General features: G+C 46.9%; 11 protein-coding genes, 6 tRNA genes, 3 rRNA genes and 1 pseudogene. 20 read left to right on the forward strand and 1 reads right to left on the reverse strand.

Translation table 11 applies throughout. The features are described from left to right. Positions 1 to 6 precede the first annotated feature (6 nt). Genes ICN33_RS04455 through ICN33_RS04465 form a run of 3 tightly spaced genes read left to right on the forward strand, consistent with a single transcriptional unit; the run spans position 7 to position 1,665 of the window. Positions 7 to 609: a phosphoheptose isomerase gene (locus ICN33_RS04455; RefSeq protein ID WP_216194905.1), complete on the forward strand. Its 603-nt coding sequence runs from the start codon at positions 7 to 9 to the stop codon at positions 607 to 609. 34 nt (positions 610 to 643) lie between these two features. Continuing rightward, a complete protein-coding gene (locus ICN33_RS04460; protein WP_216194907.1) occupies positions 644 to 1,294 on the forward strand; it encodes a BON domain-containing protein in 651 nt (216 codons plus the stop codon). 17 nt (positions 1,295 to 1,311) lie between these two features. After that, positions 1,312 to 1,665 carry a c-type cytochrome gene (locus tag ICN33_RS04465; protein WP_216194910.1) on the forward strand — a complete coding sequence of 118 codons (354 nt, stop codon included), beginning with the start codon at positions 1,312 to 1,314 and terminating at the stop codon, positions 1,663 to 1,665. Between the two features lie 9 nt (positions 1,666 to 1,674). Here the strand turns inward: ICN33_RS04465 and ICN33_RS04470 are convergent, their stop codons facing one another. Then, the gene (locus ICN33_RS04470; RefSeq protein WP_216194912.1) at positions 1,675 to 2,331 is read right to left on the reverse strand and encodes a GNAT family N-acetyltransferase; all 657 of its coding nucleotides are present in this window, start codon (positions 2,329 to 2,331) and stop codon (positions 1,675 to 1,677) included. A 482-nt stretch (positions 2,332 to 2,813) separates the two neighbouring features. Between ICN33_RS04470 and ICN33_RS04475 the strand changes: the two genes are divergently transcribed. The 17 genes and pseudogenes from ICN33_RS04475 to rpoB all read left to right on the forward strand — a co-directional run bounded on the left by ICN33_RS04475 (position 2,814) and on the right by rpoB (position 17,546). Then, positions 2,814 to 4,346: ribosomal RNA gene (locus tag ICN33_RS04475) — 16S ribosomal RNA — on the forward strand. Positions 4,347 to 4,405: 59 nt separating this feature from the next. Beyond that, positions 4,406 to 4,482 (forward strand) — tRNA-Ile (locus tag ICN33_RS04480). 30 nt (positions 4,483 to 4,512) lie between these two features. Then, a tRNA-Ala gene (locus ICN33_RS04485) sits at positions 4,513 to 4,588 on the forward strand. Between the two features lie 268 nt (positions 4,589 to 4,856). Beyond that, positions 4,857 to 7,730: ribosomal RNA gene (locus ICN33_RS04490) — 23S ribosomal RNA — on the forward strand. 106 nt (positions 7,731 to 7,836) lie between these two features. Next, positions 7,837 to 7,950: ribosomal RNA gene (gene rrf / locus ICN33_RS04495) — 5S ribosomal RNA — on the forward strand. Together the 16S, 23S and 5S rRNA genes with 5 tRNA genes alongside form the textbook arrangement of a ribosomal RNA operon. A 105-nt stretch (positions 7,951 to 8,055) precedes the next feature. Next, a tRNA-Tyr gene (locus ICN33_RS04500) sits at positions 8,056 to 8,140 on the forward strand. A gap of 5 nt (positions 8,141 to 8,145) precedes the next feature. Continuing rightward, positions 8,146 to 8,219: transfer RNA gene (locus ICN33_RS04505), tRNA-Gly, on the forward strand. A 21-nt stretch (positions 8,220 to 8,240) separates the two neighbouring features. Continuing rightward, a tRNA-Thr gene (locus tag ICN33_RS04510) sits at positions 8,241 to 8,315 on the forward strand. A gap of 63 nt (positions 8,316 to 8,378) precedes the next feature. Continuing rightward, a complete protein-coding gene (tuf, locus tag ICN33_RS04515; protein ID WP_216152347.1) occupies positions 8,379 to 9,569 on the forward strand; it encodes an elongation factor Tu in 1,191 nt (396 codons plus the stop codon). 13 nt (positions 9,570 to 9,582) lie between these two features. Then, positions 9,583 to 9,658, forward strand: a tRNA-Trp gene (locus tag ICN33_RS04520). Between the two features lie 20 nt (positions 9,659 to 9,678). Next, positions 9,679 to 10,056 carry a preprotein translocase subunit SecE gene (gene secE, locus ICN33_RS04525; RefSeq protein ID WP_216194914.1) on the forward strand — a complete coding sequence of 126 codons (378 nt, stop codon included), beginning with the start codon at positions 9,679 to 9,681 and terminating at the stop codon, positions 10,054 to 10,056. Positions 10,057 to 10,063: 7 nt separating this feature from the next. Beyond that, positions 10,064 to 10,636 (forward strand): transcription termination/antitermination protein NusG, encoded by a 573-nt coding sequence (gene nusG / locus ICN33_RS04530; RefSeq protein WP_216194916.1) that lies wholly within the window; start codon positions 10,064 to 10,066, stop codon positions 10,634 to 10,636. 148 nt (positions 10,637 to 10,784) lie between these two features. Continuing rightward, positions 10,785 to 11,216 (forward strand): 50S ribosomal protein L11, encoded by a 432-nt coding sequence (gene rplK / locus ICN33_RS04535; protein WP_011901890.1) that lies wholly within the window; start codon positions 10,785 to 10,787, stop codon positions 11,214 to 11,216. A 2-nt stretch (positions 11,217 to 11,218) separates the two neighbouring features. Continuing rightward, complete coding sequence (gene rplA, locus ICN33_RS04540; protein ID WP_071464433.1) at positions 11,219 to 11,920, forward strand: 50S ribosomal protein L1; 702 nt, start codon at positions 11,219 to 11,221, stop codon at positions 11,918 to 11,920. 236 nt (positions 11,921 to 12,156) lie between these two features. Further along, positions 12,157 to 12,675: pseudogene (rplJ, locus tag ICN33_RS04545) on the forward strand (50S ribosomal protein L10); the annotation flags it as partial. A gap of 165 nt (positions 12,676 to 12,840) precedes the next feature. Then, a complete protein-coding gene (gene rplL, locus ICN33_RS04550; protein WP_216194921.1) occupies positions 12,841 to 13,218 on the forward strand; it encodes a 50S ribosomal protein L7/L12 in 378 nt (125 codons plus the stop codon). A 227-nt stretch (positions 13,219 to 13,445) separates the two neighbouring features. Continuing rightward, a complete protein-coding gene (gene rpoB / locus ICN33_RS04555) occupies positions 13,446 to 17,546 on the forward strand; it encodes a DNA-directed RNA polymerase subunit beta (protein ID WP_216194923.1) in 4,101 nt (1,366 codons plus the stop codon).

Genomic DNA, 17,546 nt, shown 5'->3' on the forward strand with positions numbered 1-17,546 from the left:
ATTGTTATGGAAAAAGAGATTAATGAACGTTTGCGTAAGCGTGCCTCCCAGCATTTCTTGGATAGTATTGCTGTTAAGCAAGAGGCTGAAAAATTACTGCCAGAGTCTGTTGCTAGGGGCGTATTGGCAATGGTGGACTGTCTTCGTGCAGGCGGCAAGGTAATGGCTTGTGGCAATGGCGGATCTGCGGCTGATGCTCAGCACTTTGCGGCAGAACTCATTGGACGCTTTGAGAGAGAGCGCCAAGAGTTGGCAGCGATTGCTTTAACAACCGATACCTCAATTCTTACGGCTATTGGAAATGACTATAGCTACGATGAGATCTTTAGTAAGCAGGTTCGGGGGCTTGGAAAAAAAGGCGACATTCTTTTGGGAATTTCCACTTCTGGTAACTCAAAGAATGTTGTTAAAGCAATTGAAGCCGCAAAAAAGATGGGCATCAAAATTATTGCGCTTACCGGAAATGGTGGCGGAAAGATCGCTCAGCTATTAGATCAGGATGATATTCATTTGTGTGCACCATCAACTCGCACCGCCCGCATTCAAGAAACACACTTAGTTCTACTGCACGCTCTATGTGATGGTGTAGATCACGTTTTGCTCGACTAAAAATTATTGTTACCTCAATACAGAAAATACCAAAATGAAAATTTCATCCCTCCGAAGATTATTTCTTGCTACTCTCATCGCATCTCAGATAACGGGTTGCGCAGTAGTTGCTGTTGGTGGTGTAGCGGCAGGGGCAACTGTAATGGCGGATCGTCGCACGCCAGCGGTGCAGGCTATTGATAAGGGCATTGAGTTGGAGGCCGAAAATGCGTTAGCAAAACGATTTGGCGATAACGCACACATTAACGTTACTTCATTTAATCAGAAAGTATTGCTGACTGGCGAAGTAAAGGATGCCGATATTAAGGGTGAAGCAGGCGCTTATGTAAAAGCAATGAAGAATGCGCGTTCCGTCTTTAATGAGTTGATTATTGGACCTAACAGCACCTACACATCTCGCGCAAACGATTCTTATCTTGAGTCTAAGATTAAAACGCAAATGATTTTTACTGATCAGCTGCCATCAAACTCAATGGCTATAGTGGCTGAAGGAAGTAGCATATACCTCATGGGCATCTTGACACAAAGCGAAGCAGAGCTTGCTAAAAAAGTTGCAAGCAATACTAACGGCGTAAAAGATGTTTATGTCTACTTCGACATCATTTCTGTAGACGAAAAAAATCGTTTAGAAAAACAAGGTAAAGCTGATCAAACTCAACCTAATACTCCGCCAAAATTCCAATAATTTTTTATAGATTGGCGATGTTGAAAAAGCTAGCAGCTGTAAAAATAGTTTTACTTTTTGTAGTGCTTGCTTCTTTAATGAATGTTGCGCAAGCGAAGGTTGAGGATGAGAACGCATTCACAATTGCAAAGCAAAACGCTTGCTTGGGTTGTCATGCGGTTAATAAAAAAATTGTTGGACCAAGCTTTCAAGCGGTTGCTGAAAAATACAAGAGCAACCCAAATGCTCAAGCGTATTTAAAAAATAAAATCTCTAAGGGAGGGTCTGGCTCTTGGGGCGTGGTGCCAATGCCGGCCAATGCAAAATTAAGTGATGCAGATTTATCTACATTAAGTAGCTGGATATTACGCGGCGCACCCAACCAAAATTAATGGCTGAAATTAACGCGCGAGATCAGGTCTTCCAAAGAACCACCACCATGCTTGATTGGATCGCTTGAGGTTTTCTTTTAGGGCGTAATCCATGTCGGCCCACTGCTCATTAGCGGCCTCTTCCACAATGGTTCCGGGATTTGCTGGGGGCAACTTAAGGCAAGCATCGGCATCGCCGTAAGCGTACTCAACAGTCATCCCGGCCTTTTGTGCCAAATGCATCATTGCTTTGTTATTAGCTAGGCAATGAACATAGAGGGTCTCAATACGTGTATTGCGTGAATGCACTGCTGAGCGCTCTAAAAGAGCCGTGCCCAAGCCTTGTGAGCGCCCCTCTGGCAATACAGAAACTCCAAATTCAGCTGCTCTTGCCTGACCTTTGTGTTCTGGCAAGTAGGCCAAATGGGCCATGCCAATGAGCTTAAGGTTTAAATCAAACACACCAAAAATGACGTCTTTATTGAAATCAAGGCGTTCAACATAGCGGGCAATAACTTCGTCTGGCGTTTGTGTACCAAAGCGTAAGCGTCTATCGTCATCATTTAATTGCAATAAATGATTCAGTATTTCTTGTCTATATCCGGCGTGAAGTTCGCGAACGGGTACAGCCTGTCCAGCCCTATGGGGGCTTGAAGGTAAGTTATTGTTCGCATTTTTAATATCCATAAGAACATCTTAGCAGGAACGGTGGGAAATTACAGGGTTTTCCCTTAGTTTGTTGGAAATAGGCCAAATCAGTATGAAAAAGAGCCTGTTTTTTTAGCTCATTAGGGCTAAACCCTAAAAAAATCAATAATTTTCAAAAAAAGTTCAATTTATTTTCAAATCCTAAGCCATTGTTTTTATTGGGTTTATTTTAAAAATCAGAAAAATCTTAGTGTTTTTTAAGTAGAAGAGTACGAAAGGTGTTGACGACCCAGAAAAAGTGGGATATAGTCTCACCTCTCTGCTGAATGTTTTACGAAATACGAAACAAGTCAGCCCTCTTTAAAAATTAGTCAACCGATAATTGTGGGTACTAAGTGAAAGCATCAAGTCCTTCGGGACAGATGTAAATAAATAGTACTCATAGACAGTAAAAAGATTTGGTTTTATTACCAAGTCAATTTCTTGAATGAGTGCGACGATCCGCAAGGATCACAGGAATTAAACTGAAGAGTTTGATCCTGGCTCAGATTGAACGCTGGCGGCATGCCTTACACATGCAAGTCGAACGGCAGCACGGGTGCTTGCACCTGGTGGCGAGTGGCGAACGGGTGAGTAATACATCGGAACGTACCTTATCGTGGGGGATAACGCAGCGAAAGCTGTGCTAATACCGCATACGCCCTGAGGGGGAAAGCGGGGGATCGAAAGACCTCGCGCGATTAGAGCGGCCGATGCCTGATTAGCTTGTTGGTGGGGTAAAAGCCCACCAAGGCGACGATCAGTAGCTGGTCTGAGAGGACGATCAGCCACACTGGGACTGAGACACGGCCCAGACTCCTACGGGAGGCAGCAGTGGGGAATTTTGGACAATGGGGGAAACCCTGATCCAGCAATGCCGCGTGAGTGAAGAAGGCCTTCGGGTTGTAAAGCTCTTTTGTCAGGGAAGAAACACCGGCTCTAACACAGTCCGGGAATGACGGTACCTGAAGAATAAGCACCGGCTAACTACGTGCCAGCAGCCGCGGTAATACGTAGGGTGCAAGCGTTAATCGGAATTACTGGGCGTAAAGCGTGCGCAGGCGGTTATACAAGACAGGCGTGAAATCCCCGGGCTTAACCTGGGAATGGCGCCTGTGACTGTATAGCTAGAGTGTGTCAGAGGGGGGTAGAATTCCACGTGTAGCAGTGAAATGCGTAGATATGTGGAGGAATACCAATGGCGAAGGCAGCCCCCTGGGATAACACTGACGCTCATGCACGAAAGCGTGGGGAGCAAACAGGATTAGATACCCTGGTAGTCCACGCCCTAAACGATGCTGACTAGTTGTTCGGGATTTACATCCTGAGTAACGTAGCTAACGCGTGAAGTCAGCCGCCTGGGGAGTACGGTCGCAAGATTAAAACTCAAAGGAATTGACGGGGACCCGCACAAGCGGTGGATGATGTGGATTAATTCGATGCAACGCGAAAAACCTTACCTACCCTTGACATGTCACTAACGAAGTAGAGATACATTAGGTGCTCGTAAGAGAAAGTGAACACAGGTGCTGCATGGCTGTCGTCAGCTCGTGTCGTGAGATGTTGGGTTAAGTCCCGCAACGAGCGCAACCCTTGTCTTTAGTTGCTACGCAAGAGCACTCTAAAGAGACTGCCGGTGACAAACCGGAGGAAGGTGGGGATGACGTCAAGTCCTCATGGCCCTTATGGGTAGGGCTTCACACGTCATACAATGGTGCATACAGAGGGTTGCCAACCCGCGAGGGGGAGCTAATCTCAGAAAATGCATCGTAGTCCGGATCGTAGTCTGCAACTCGACTACGTGAAGCTGGAATCGCTAGTAATCGCGGATCAGAATGTCGCGGTGAATACGTTCCCGGGTCTTGTACACACCGCCCGTCATACCATGGGAGTGGGTTTTGCCAGAAGCCGTTAGCCTAACCGCAAGGAGGGCGACTGCCACGGCAGGGTTCATGACTGGGGTAAAGTCGTAACAAGGTAGCCGTATCGGAAGGTGCGGCTGGATCACCTCCTTTCTAGAGAAAAGATGCTGGAGCTATAGTGCCCACACTTATCGGTTGACAATAAAAGCCACGGGTCTGTAGCTCAGCTGGTTAGAGCACTGTGTTGATAACGCAGGGGTCGTAGGTTCAAGTCCTACCAGACCCACCACCAGCCAGAAACAAGACTTAGTGGGACGTTGGGGGATTAGCTCAGCTGGGAGAGCACCTGCTTTGCAAGCAGGGGGTCGTCGGTTCGATCCCGTCATCCTCCACCATCATCTAAATGTCAAAACTAAGCGAATATTTAATCGTTTAGTTTTGCCATTTATGGCTGTTCTTTAAAAATTTGAGTAAGCAAAGTGTCAAATGTTTCTTTGAGAGGACATTTGACAATGTAATAAGGGTAAAGATTGAATCATCAATCAGTAATATCAAACGAGTTTTACCAAGTTCTTAACAAAGTACTTACAGTTTGGATTACGGCAAACATGTCAGAAGTAGAAGTAAACCTGTAACAGGTGCTAGCAATGGTGCTCGTTATAGGATCAAGTGAATAAGTGCACATGATGGATGCCTTGGCGATTACAGGCGACGAAAGACGTTATAACCTGCGATAAGCCCCGGGGAGCTGGTAAATAAGCTTTGATCCGGGGATTTCTGAATGGGGAAACCCACCACTTTTGTGGTATCCATACCTGAATACATAGGGTATGAGAAGCGAACCTTGTGAACTGAAACATCTAAGTAGCAAGAGGAAAAGACATCAACCGAGATTCCCAGAGTAGTGGCGAGCGAAATGGGAACAGCCTTCTAGTGATATCTCAGTAATTAACAGAATGGAATGGAAAGTCCAACAATAAAGGGTGATAGTCCCGTATGTGAAAATTATTGAGTGGTACTAGGCTAGAGACAAGTAGGGCGGGACACGTGAAATCCTGTCTGAATATGGGGGGACCATCCTCCAAGGCTAAATACTCGTAATCGACCGATAGTGAACAAGTACCGTGAGGGAAAGGCGAAAAGAACCCCGGGAGGGGAGTGAAATAGATCCTGAAATTGTGTGCATACAAACAGTAGGAGCCTCGTAAGGGGTGACTGCGTACCTTTTGTATAATGGGTCAGCGACTTACATTCAGTAGCAAGCTTAACCGAATAGGGAAGGCGTAGCGAAAGCGAGTCCGAATAGGGCGCTAGTTGCTGGGTGTAGACCCGAAACCAGTTGATCTATCCATGGCCAGGTTGAAGGTGCGGTAACACGTACTGGAGGACCGAACCCACTAACGTTGAAAAGTTAGGGGATGAGCTGTGGATAGGGGTGAAAGGCTAAACAAAACTGGAAATAGCTGGTTCTCTCCGAAAACTATTTAGGTAGTGCCTCGTGTATCACTGTAGGGGGTAGAGCACTGTCATGGTAGTGGGGTCCATTGCGGATTACTGCGCCATAGCAAACTCCGAATACCTACAAGTGCAAGCACGGGAGACAGACATCGGGTGCTAACGTCCGGTGTCAAGAGGGAAACAACCCAGACCGCCAGCTAAGGTCCCTAATATATGCTAAGTGGGAAACGAAGTGGGAAGGCTAAAACAGTCAGGAGGTTGGCTTAGAAGCAGCCATCCTTTAAAGAAAGCGTAATAGCTCACTGATCGAGTCGTCCTGCGCGGAAGATGTAACGGGGCTAAGCATATAACCGAAGCTGCGGATCACAGCAATGTGATGGTAGGAGAGCGTTCTGTAAGCCTGTGAAGGTGTCTTGTAAAGGATGCTGGAGGTATCAGAAGTGCGAATGCTGACATGAGTAGCGATAAAGGGGGTGAAAAGCCCCCTCGCCGTAAGCCCAAGGTTTCCTGTTCAACGTTCATCGGAACAGGGTGAGTCGGCCCCTAAGGCGAGGCAGAGATGCGTAGCTGATGGGAACAAGGTTAATATTCCTTGACCATTGTTAGATGCGATGGGGGGACGGATCGCGGAAAGTTGTCCGGGTGTTGGAAGTCCCGGTTCTTGCGTTGGAGATGGCTATTAGGTAAATCCGGTAGCGTAATTCAAGGGCGTGAGACGAGCGAATTTATTCGCGAAGCAATTGGAAGTGGTTCCAAGAAAAGCCTCTAAGCTTCAGTCTAACAAGACCGTACCGCAAACCGACACAGGTGGGCGAGATGAGTATTCTAAGGCGCTTGAGAGAACTCAGGAGAAGGAACTCGGCAAATTTGTACCGTAACTTCGGGATAAGGTACGCCCTGGTAGTTTGACCCTGTACAAGGGGAGGACGAAAGGGTTGCAATAAAAAGGTGGCTGCGACTGTTTAATAAAAACACAGCACTCTGCAAACACGAAAGTGGACGTATAGGGTGTGACGCCTGCCCGGTGCTGGAAGATTAAATGATGGGGTGCAAGCTCTTGATTGAAGTCCCAGTAAACGGCGGCCGTAACTATAACGGTCCTAAGGTAGCGAAATTCCTTGTCGGGTAAGTTCCGACCTGCACGAATGGCGTAACGATGGCCACACTGTCTCCTCCTGAGACTCAGCGAAGTTGAAATGTTTGTGATGATGCAATCTACCCGTGGCTAGACGGAAAGACCCCATGAACCTTTACTGTAGCTTTGCATTGGACTTTGAATCGGTCTGTGTAGGATAGGTGGGAGGCGTTGATAACAGGATGCTAGTTCTGTTGGAGCCAACCTTGAAATACCACCCTGATTTATTTGAGGTTCTAACCTTGGCCCGTTATCCGGGTCGGGAACAGTGCATGGTAGGCAGTTTGACTGGGGCGGTCTCCTCCCAAAGTGTAACGGAGGAGTACGAAGGTACGCTTGGTACGGTCGGACATCGTACCTAAAGTGCAATGGCAAAAGCGTGCTTAACTGCGAGACCGACAAGTCGAGCAGGTGCGAAAGCAGGTCATAGTGATCCGGTGGTTCTGTATGGAAGGGCCATCGCTCAACGGATAAAAGGTACTCTGGGGATAACAGGCTGATACCGCCCAAGAGTTCATATCGACGGCGGTGTTTGGCACCTCGATGTCGGCTCATCTCATCCTGGGGCTGTAGCCGGTCCCAAGGGTATGGCTGTTCGCCATTTAAAGAGGTACGTGAGCTGGGTTTAAAACGTCGTGAGACAGTTTGGTCCCTATCTGCCATGGGCGTTGGAGATTTGACGGGGGCTGCTCCTAGTACGAGAGGACCGGAGTGGACATTCCGCTGGTGTACCTGTTGTTTCGCCAGAAGCATCGCAGGGTAGCTATGAATGGAAGAGATAACCGCTGAAAGCATCTAAGCGGGAAACTTGCCTGAAGATGAGATCTCCCGTAGGTTTAACCTACATAAAGGGTCGTTGAAGACCACAACGTTGATAGGTCGGGTGTGGAAGTGCAGTAATGCATTAAGCTAACCGATACTAATTGCCCGTTAGGCTTGATCCTATAACCAGCACTATTGTGTTGAATGTTTGCCAGATTTAATCTGCATCCTTATTACATGCTTACTCAAATAGAGTTGTTGATTTAATCAGCAACTCGACCCTCTACGCCCGGTGACCATAGCAAGTTGGAACCACTCCTTCCCATCCCGAACAGGACAGTGAAACGACTTTACGCCGATGATAGTGCGGATTACCCGTGTGAAAGTAGGTAACTGCCGGGCACCAATGCGACGCCCAGACCCTTTTAGGTCTGGGCGTTTTTACTTGTGCAAAGCGTTTAGAGATATTGACAGAAACTCCATTTGGAGTCAGAATGTTGGGTTCGCGGAGGGGTGTCCGAGCGGCTAAAGGAGGCAGACTGTAAATCTGTTGGCTATGCCTACGTAGGTTCGAATCCTACCCCCTCCACCAGATGTGCGGGATTAGTTTAATGGTAAAACAGCAGATTTCCAATCTTCGGTCAAGAGTTCGATTCTCTTATCCCGCTCCAGAATTTGTTGCATTAGATTACGCCCATGTGGCTCAGTGGTAGAGCACTCCCTTGGTAAGGGAGAGGTCGGCAGTTCGATCCTGCCCATGGGCACCATGTTAGATTTATTAATTGTGTATTTCGTGTTTGGTTTAAGAGTTAACTAAAGGCAGATTAAAAATGGCAAAAGAAAAGTTTGAGCGGACAAAACCGCACGTAAACGTAGGCACTATCGGTCACGTTGACCACGGTAAAACCACATTGACAGCAGCAATTGCAACCGTGCTTTCTAAAGCATTCGGTGGCGAAGCTAAAGCATATGATCAGATCGATGCTGCTCCTGAAGAAAAAGCACGCGGTATTACGATTAATACAGCACACGTTGAGTACGAGACTGCAAACCGTCACTATGCTCACGTTGATTGCCCAGGACATGCTGACTACGTTAAGAACATGATTACTGGTGCTGCTCAGATGGACGGCGCAATTTTAGTTTGCTCTGCAGCTGACGGCCCAATGCCACAAACTCGTGAGCACATCCTCTTGGCACGCCAAGTTGGTGTTCCGTACATCATCGTGTTCCTGAACAAGTGCGACATGGTTGATGATGAAGAGTTATTAGAGCTCGTAGAAATGGAAGTTCGTGAGCTTCTTTCTAAATACAAATTCCCTGGCGATGACACACCAATCGTCCGTGGCTCTGCTAAGTTAGCTCTTGAAGGCGACGAAGGCCCATTGGGTAAAGAAGCCATCATGAAGTTGGCTGAAGCTTTGGATACATTTATTCCTACTCCAGAACGTGCTGTTGACGGCGCATTCTTGATGCCAGTAGAAGATGTGTTCTCTATCTCTGGTCGCGGTACTGTGGTGACTGGTCGTATCGAGCGCGGTATTGTTAAAGTCGGCGAAGAGATTGAAATCATCGGTATCAAGCCAACACTCAAGACAACTTGTACTGGTGTTGAAATGTTCCGCAAATTGCTCGACCAAGGTCAAGCAGGCGATAACGTTGGTATCTTGTTACGCGGTACAAAACGTGAAGAAGTTGAGCGCGGCCAAGTATTGGCTAAGCCAGGTTCAATCACCCCACATACTCACTTTACAGCCGAGGTTTACATCTTGGGTAAAGATGAAGGTGGTCGTCATACTCCATTCTTTAACAACTATCGTCCACAGTTCTACTTCCGTACCACGGACGTAACTGGTTCAATCGAGTTGCCAAAAGACAAAGAAATGGTAATGCCTGGTGATAACGTTTCTATTACCGTAAAGCTCATCGCTCCTATCGCGATGGAAGAAGGTTTACGTTTTGCGATCCGTGAAGGTGGCCGTACTGTTGGCGCCGGCGTGGTTGCAAAGATTTTGGCTTAAGTAGTTTTTATAAAGGGGTGTAGCTCAATTGGCAGAGCGTTGGTCTCCAAAACCAAAGGTTGGGGGTTCGATGCCCTCCGCCCCTGCCACGATTTGAACTGAAAGCAAAATGTCTCATCAAACAGCAAGTCATACTGAAGAAAAAAGTAGCTGGGTCTCTGGACTCGCTGCTTTAATCGTCGTTGCAGCGTTAGTTCTTTACTACACGTTGGCGGATCAATCGATGTTGGTTCGTCTTGCGGTTTTGTTTGGCGGCATTGCAGCTGCAGTTTTGATTGTGGCGATTTCGCCTGATGGGCGTCGTTTTATCGCCTATGCAAAAGATTCTTGGTATGAAGTAAAAAAGGTTGTTTGGCCAACTCGTAAAGAGACAACCCAAATGACTCTAGTCGTATTTGGCTTTGTTCTGATCATGTCCTTGTTTTTGTGGATTGCAGACAAATTGATTGAATGGCTAGTTTTTTCAGTCTTTTTAGGCTGGAAGTGAGTAAAAAATGATTGATTCAGAATTAGCGGTTAACCCACAAGCAACTGGCAATATGCGCTGGTACGTTATTCATGCTTACTCCGGAATGGAAAAAAGCGTGAAAAAAGGGCTTGAGGAGCGAATTTCACGTTCAGGCATGCCTAAAAAATTTGGCCGCATCTTGGTTCCCTCTGAAGAGGTTGTAGAAATTAAGTCTGGTACAAAGTCAGTATCTGAGCGTCGTTTCTTCCCAGGTTATGTCCTGATTGAGATGGAAATGACCGATGAGAGCTGGCATTTGGTAAAAAATACGCCAAAAGTGACTGGTTTCGTAGGCGGTGTTCGTAACCGACCAAGCCCTATTTCTACAGCAGAAGTTGCCAAAATCATGGATCAAATGCAGGCTGGGGTTGATAAACCTAAGCCTAAGACCCTATTTGAAGTTGGCGAAATCGTACGCGTTAAAGAAGGCCCATTTGTTGATTTCAACGGAAATATCGAAGAAGTCAATTATGAGAAGTCAAGATTACGCGTTTCTGTTACAATCTTTGGCCGCGGTACCCCAGTTGAGCTGGAGTTCGGCCAGGTAGAAAAGATGTAAAAACAAGGACTTAGTCCTGGTTTTGGTAGTAAGCAGTTAAGTGGTTAGCAATAACCGAGGAGCGGAGCTAGAAAGCCAAAAACTAGCGAAGCGTTTACTCAACAGCGGTCTTTCCTAATGAGGTTAGGCGCGCTTTAAGGAGCAACACATGGCAAAGAAAATTATTGGCTTTATCAAACTGCAGATACCTGCAGGTAAAGCAAATCCATCACCACCCGTAGGTCCAGCACTGGGTCAACGCGGTCTTAACATTATGGAATTCTGTAAGGCGTTCAATGCTCAAACTCAGAGCATGGAGCCTGGTCTACCGATTCCAGTCGTGATTACAGCGTTCGCTGATAAGAGCTTCACATTCATCATGAAGACTCCTCCAGCAACCATCATGATTAAGAAGGCTGCGAAGATCGAAAAAGGATCACCACGTCCACATACTGACAAGGTGGGAAAAATTACTCGTGCTCAAGCGGAAGAAATCGCTAAAGCAAAAATGCCAGATTTGACAGCAGCCGATATGGACGCAGCTGTTAGAACAATCGCTGGTAGCGCCCGTTCCATGGGCATCACTGTGGAAGGTCTCTAATCATGACTAAATTATCTAAACGCGTTAAAGCAATTCAATCTAAAGTTGATCGCAACAAATTCTATTCATTGGATGACGCATTGAACCTCGTAAAAGAGTGTGCAACTGCTAAGTTTGATGAGTCTATCGATGTTGCTGTTCAGTTGGGTATTGATGCTAAGAAATCTGACCAAGTTGTACGTGGCGCAGTAGTGCTCCCAGCTGGTACAGGTAAGCATGTTCGTGTAGCTGTTTTTGCACAAGGTGAGAAGGCTGAACAAGCTAAAGCCGCAGGCGCAGAAATTGTTGGCATGGAAGAGCTTGCTGAACAAATTAAAGGCGGCAAAATTGATTTTGATATTTTGATCGCATCCCCAGACACAATGAAAATTGTGGGTACCTTAGGTCAAGTATTGGGCCCACGTGGTTTGATGCCAAATCCAAAAGTGGGAACTGTTACCCCTGACGTTGCTACTGCAGTAAAAAATGCAAAAGCTGGTCAAGTTCAGTTCCGCGTGGACAAAGCCGGTATCGTGCACGCAAGTATTGGTCGTCGTTCATTCGAGCCAACTGCATTGAAATCCAACTTGCTAGCATTGCTTGAGGCTTTGAATAAAGCAAAGCCACCTGCATCTAAGGGTATTTATTTAAAGAAGGTTGCCGTAAGCAGCACCATGGGTGCAGGCGTACGCGTAGACCAAGCATCGTTACAGGCAGCAGCTTAATTAGCTTGTAACAAAAAAGAACTTTGGGTCGACTCCTGCTCTTTGAGTGAGAGTCGAACATCAAAGACCGTTGGTGAATTAGTTGCTTGTAAAGAATGAATTCTTAATCGTTACGAAAGTAATAGCCAGCGCAGATGGCGACCCTGAAAAGATTTCACAAGAACCTCTTGTGACAAATGATCAGACGCTGGTGTGTAACCCCAACTGGAAACAGTTGGTTTTTATGGAGTTAAACCGTGCCTTTGAATGTACAAGACAAAAAAGCGATTGTTGCTGATGTCGGCGCTCAATTGGCTGGAGCTCAAACAGTCGTGCTTGCTGAATACCGCGGTATTCCAGTCGAGCAGTTGACAAAGCTACGTGCTAGCGCACGTGACCATGGTGTATACCTTCGCGTTTTGAAGAACACCTTGGCACGACGTGCAGCACAAGGCACTCAGTTTGAGCCTCTTGCTGATTCGATGGTTGGCCCCTTGATCTATGGAATTTCTGCAGATCCGATTGCTTCGGCAAAAGTATTGCAGAACTTTGCTAAGACTCAAGACAAGCTAGTCATTACTGCTGGCTTATATAACGGCAAGTTGTTAGATGTTGCTGGCGTAAAAGCCCTCGCAACAATTCCAAGCCGCGACGAGTTGTTATCTCAGTTGTTGGGTGTGATGTTGGCACCTGTCTCTGCGATGGCTCGCGTATTGGGCGCAGTAGCAGCACAAAAGGCAGAAGGAGCACCTGCTCCTGTTGCAGCACCCGCAGCGGAAGTTGTTGAAGCGGCAGCAGCACCAGCAGTAGTTGCTGAAGCCGCCGCTCCAGAAGCAAGTGCTGAGCCTGCAGCCGCAGCCCCAGAAGCTGGAACAGAAGCAAACGAAACCCCTGCCGCTGAATAAGCGACAGATTAACTATTTAAGTATTAGGAGCTAAAAATGGCGATTACTAAAGAAGAAATCATTGAAGCAGTAGGTAGCATGTCCGTTATGGATTTGAATGACTTGGTTAAAGCGTTCGAAGAGAAGTTTGGCGTTTCAGCTGCAGCGATGGCTGTTGCTGGTCCTGCTGGTGCTGGCGGCGGCGGTGCTGCTGCTGAAGAGCAAACAGAATTCACTGTTAACTTGCTCGAAGCTGGCGCAAACAAGGTTTCAGTAATTAAGGCAGTTCGCGAAATTACTGGTCTTGGCTTGAAAGAAGCTAAGGACTTGGTTGACGGCGCACCGAAGCCAATCAAAGAGGCTGTTGATAAGAAAACAGCTGAAGAAGCTAAGAAGAAACTTGACGAAGCAGGCGCTAAGTCAGAAATCAAGTAATACACACACTGCTGGCGTCTCTCACAAAGGGACGTTAGCCATGTTGGGTTTGACCTTTAGAGGTCAAACCCGATTTCATTTCTGATTGAAATCGGGTTTGCCTTCTGATACGACTGCAGAATGCAAGTTTGGTCGGACACTAAATCGAAACGGTTTAGTGTTGTCCGCCAGTGATTGGTAGTGGCCAATCGCCAAATCTTTGTACAGTCGCTGAATTCGGAGATGAAATGAACTACAGCTTCACCGAACGCAAGCGAGTCCGTAAAAGCTTTGCTAAGCGAGTAAACAACCACCAGGTTCCGTACCTGATCGCAACGCAGCTGGAATCCTACGCTAAATTTTTACAGGCTGATAAGCCGGCAATGTCTCGTCTTACTGAGGGACTTCAGGCCGCCTTTACATCAGCGTTCCCGATTGTGTCTAACAACGGCTATGCACGTATGGAATACGTGTCTTACCAGTTATCACAACCACCATTTGATGTTAAAGAATGTCAACAACGTGGTTACACATACCACTCTGCCTTACGCGCAAAAGTTCGCTTGATTATTTATGATCGCGAAGCGCCTACGAAGGTTAAAGAGGTAAAAGAGAGTGAAGTCTACATGGGTGAAATTCCACTCATGACAGAAAATGGCTCTTTCGTTATTAATGGTACTGAGCGCGTAATCGTATCTCAGTTACACCGTTCTCCTGGCGTCTTCTTCGAACACGATAAGGGTAAGACACATAGCTCTGGTAAGTTGCTGTTCTCAGCACGTATTATTCCTTACCGTGGTTCATGGCTCGATTTCGAGTTTGATCCAAAAGACATTCTTTATTTCCGCGTTGACCGTCGTCGTAAGATGCCTGTCACCATTTTGCTTAAAGCAATTGGTTTAAACAACGAACAGATTCTTGCTAATTTCTTTAACTTTGACCATTTCTCATTGACTGCTAATGGCGGCTCAATGGAATTTGTGCCAGAGCGTTTGCGTGGTCAGTTGGCTAGCTTTGATGTGCTCGATAAGAATGGCGTTGTTGTTATTCAAAAAGACAAGCGTATTAATGCTAAGCACATTCGCGAACTCGAAGCCGCAAAGACAAAAACAATTGCTGTACCTGATGACTATTTAATTGGTCGTGTGGTTGCACGTAATATTGTTGATCCAGATTCTGGTGAAATCTTGGCTTACGCCAATGATGAAATCACTGAAGAAGTATTGGCGACATTGCGCGATGCAGGCATCAAACAATTAGAAACCATTTACACCAATGATTTGGATTCTGGCGCGTACATTTCTCAGACATTGCGTACTGATGAAACTGCGGACCAAATGGCTGCTCGTATCGCCATTTATCGCATGATGCGCCCTGGTGAGCCTCCAACAGAAGATGCAGTTGAAGCCTTGTTTCAGCGCTTGTTCTATAACGAAGATACTTACGATTTATCTCGTGTTGGTCGTATGAAGGTTAATAGCCGTTTGAACCGTCCAGAAATGGAAGGTCCAATGGTTCTGTCGAATGAAGATATTCTCGACTCCATTAAGTCCCTTGTAGATTTGCGTAACGGCAAAGGCGAAGTAGACGATATCGATCACTTAGGTAATCGTCGTGTACGCTGCGTTGGCGAGTTGGCTGAAAACCAATTCCGTGCTGGTTTGTCACGTGTTGAGCGTGCGGTTAAAGAACGTCTCGGCCAGGCCGAAACAGAAAACCTCATGCCGCATGACTTGATTAACAGCAAGCCAATCTCTTCTGCTATTCGTGAGTTCTTCGGTTCTTCACAGTTGTCCCAGTTTATGGACCAAACCAACCCACTCTCAGAGATTACGCATAAGCGTCGTATTTCTGCATTGGGACCTGGTGGTTTGACCCGCGAACGCGCTGGCTTTGAAGTGCGCGACGTGCATCCAACCCACTACGGACGCGTTTGCCCGATCGAAACTCCAGAAGGACCAAACATTGGTTTGATCAACTCACTCGCGCTATTTGCGCGTTTGAATGAGCATGGCTTCCTCGAGACTCCATATCGTAAGGTTTCCAATAGCAAGGTAAGCGATGAAGTGGTTTACCTCTCTGCAATTGAAGAAGCTAAGTATGTGATTGCTCAGGCGAATGCAACGATCGACAAAAACGGTAAGTTGGCTGACGAATTGGTTTCTGCTCGTCAAGCTGGTGAAACTATGATGGTTAGCCCAGAGCGCATCGATTTCATCGACGTTGCTCCTAGTCAGATCGTTTCAGCTGCTGCTTCACTCGTTCCATTCTTAGAGCACGATGATGCAAACCGTGCTTTGATGGGTGCGAACATGCAGCGTCAAGCGGTTCCTTGCTTGCGTCCAGATAAGCCATTGGTTGGTACAGGTTTAGAGCGTATTGTTGCGGTTGACTCCGGCACTGTTGTATTAGCAGCACGTGGCGGTAATGTTGATTACGTTGACGCAAATCGTGTTGTGATTCGTGTGAATGATGATGAAACTGCAGCCGGTGAAGTTGGTGTGGATATTTATAACCTCATCAAGTACACCCGTTCAAACCAAAACACCAATATTAACCAGCGTCCAATCGTAAAAGTTGGCGATCGTGTAGCCCGCGGCGACGTAGTTGCTGACGGCGCATCTACCGATTTGGGTGAGTTGGCTTTGGGTCAAAACATGACTGTGGCATTTATGCCATGGAACGGCTACAACTTCGAAGATTCAATCTTGATCTCTGAGAAAGTTGTTGCTGACGATCGCTACACCTCTATTCATATTGAAGAGTTGTCAGTGGTTGCGCGCGATACCAAGCTTGGTTCAGAAGAAATTACTCGCGATATTTCCAATTTGGCAGAGTCACAACTCTCCCGTTTGGATGAGAGCGGTATTGTTTACATCGGTGCTGAAGTTGAAGCTGGCGACGTATTGGTTGGTAAGGTAACTCCAAAAGGTGAGACTACTCTCACTCCTGAAGAGAAGCTCCTCCGTGCGATCTTCGGTGAAAAGGCATCTGACGTTAAAGATACCTCTTTGCGCGTTCCATCAGGAATGATCGGTACCGTTATCGATGTTCAGGTCTTCACCCGTGAAGGCATTGAGCGCGATGCACGTGCACAGTCAATCATTCAAGAGGAATTGCAACGCTATCGTTTGGACTTGAACGACCAGTTGCGTATTGTTGAGGGCGATGCCTTCATGCGTTTAGAAAAGTTGTTGATTGGCAAAGTTGCCAACGGCGGCCCTAAGAAATTAGCTAAAGGCACCAAGATCGACAAGGAATACCTTGCTGATTTGGATAAATACCATTGGTTCGACATTCGTCCAGCGGACGACGAAGCTGCCTCACAAGTTGAGGCAATCAAGTCTTCTATCGAAGCTAAACGCAAACAGTTTGACGAAGCTTTTGAAGAGAAGCGCACCAAACTTACCCAAGGTGATGATTTACAGCCTGGCGTAACGAAGATGGTTAAGGTCTACTTAGCGGTTAAGCGTCGCCTGCAGCCTGGTGACAAGATGGCCGGTCGTCACGGTAACAAGGGCGTGGTTTCTAAAATCGCCCCAGCAGAAGACATGCCATTTATGGCTGACGGACGCCCTGTAGACATCGTGTTGAACCCATTGGGTGTTCCTTCCCGTATGAACGTTGGTCAAATCTTAGAAACCCACTTAGGTTGGGCTGCTCAAGGTATTGGTAAGCGTATCGACGAGATGGTTCGTGAGCATGCTAAACAAACTGAATTACGCAAGTTCTTCAAGCAGCTTTACAACGAAACAGGTCGTGTTGAAGACATCGACAACTTCACTGATGAGCAGATCACTGTTTTGGCTGAGAATCTCCGCCAAGGCTTGCCATTTGCAACCCCAGTGTTTGATGGTGCTACTGAAGCAGAAATCGGACGCATGCTCGAGTTGGCTTATCCAGAAGATGTTGCTAAGTCTTTGAAGATGACCCCTTCACGTCAGCAAATGATTTTGTGCGACGGCCGTACTGGCGATCAATTTGAGCGTCCAGTAACTGTTGGTGTAATGCACGTCTTGAAACTCCACCATTTGGTCGACGACAAGATGCATGCACGTTCAACCGGACCTTACTCTTTAGTAACGCAACAGCCATTGGGCGGTAAAGCTCAGTTCGGTGGTCAGCGCTTTGGTGAGATGGAAGTCTGGGCCCTCGAAGCATACGGTGCTTCATATGTCTTGCAGGAAATGCTGACAGTGAAGTCCGATGACGTCGCAGGCCGTACCAAAGTTTACGAAAACATCGTCAAGGGCGAGCACACGATTGATGCTGGCATGCCCGAATCCTTCAACGTGCTGGTAAAAGAAATCCGTTCGTTGGGTATTGACATTGACATGGAGCGCAACTGA

This window comes from Polynucleobacter sp. UB-Tiil-W10 (assembly GCF_018881605.1).
In the GTDB taxonomy this organism is placed as follows: Bacteria; Pseudomonadota; Gammaproteobacteria; order Burkholderiales; family Burkholderiaceae; genus Polynucleobacter.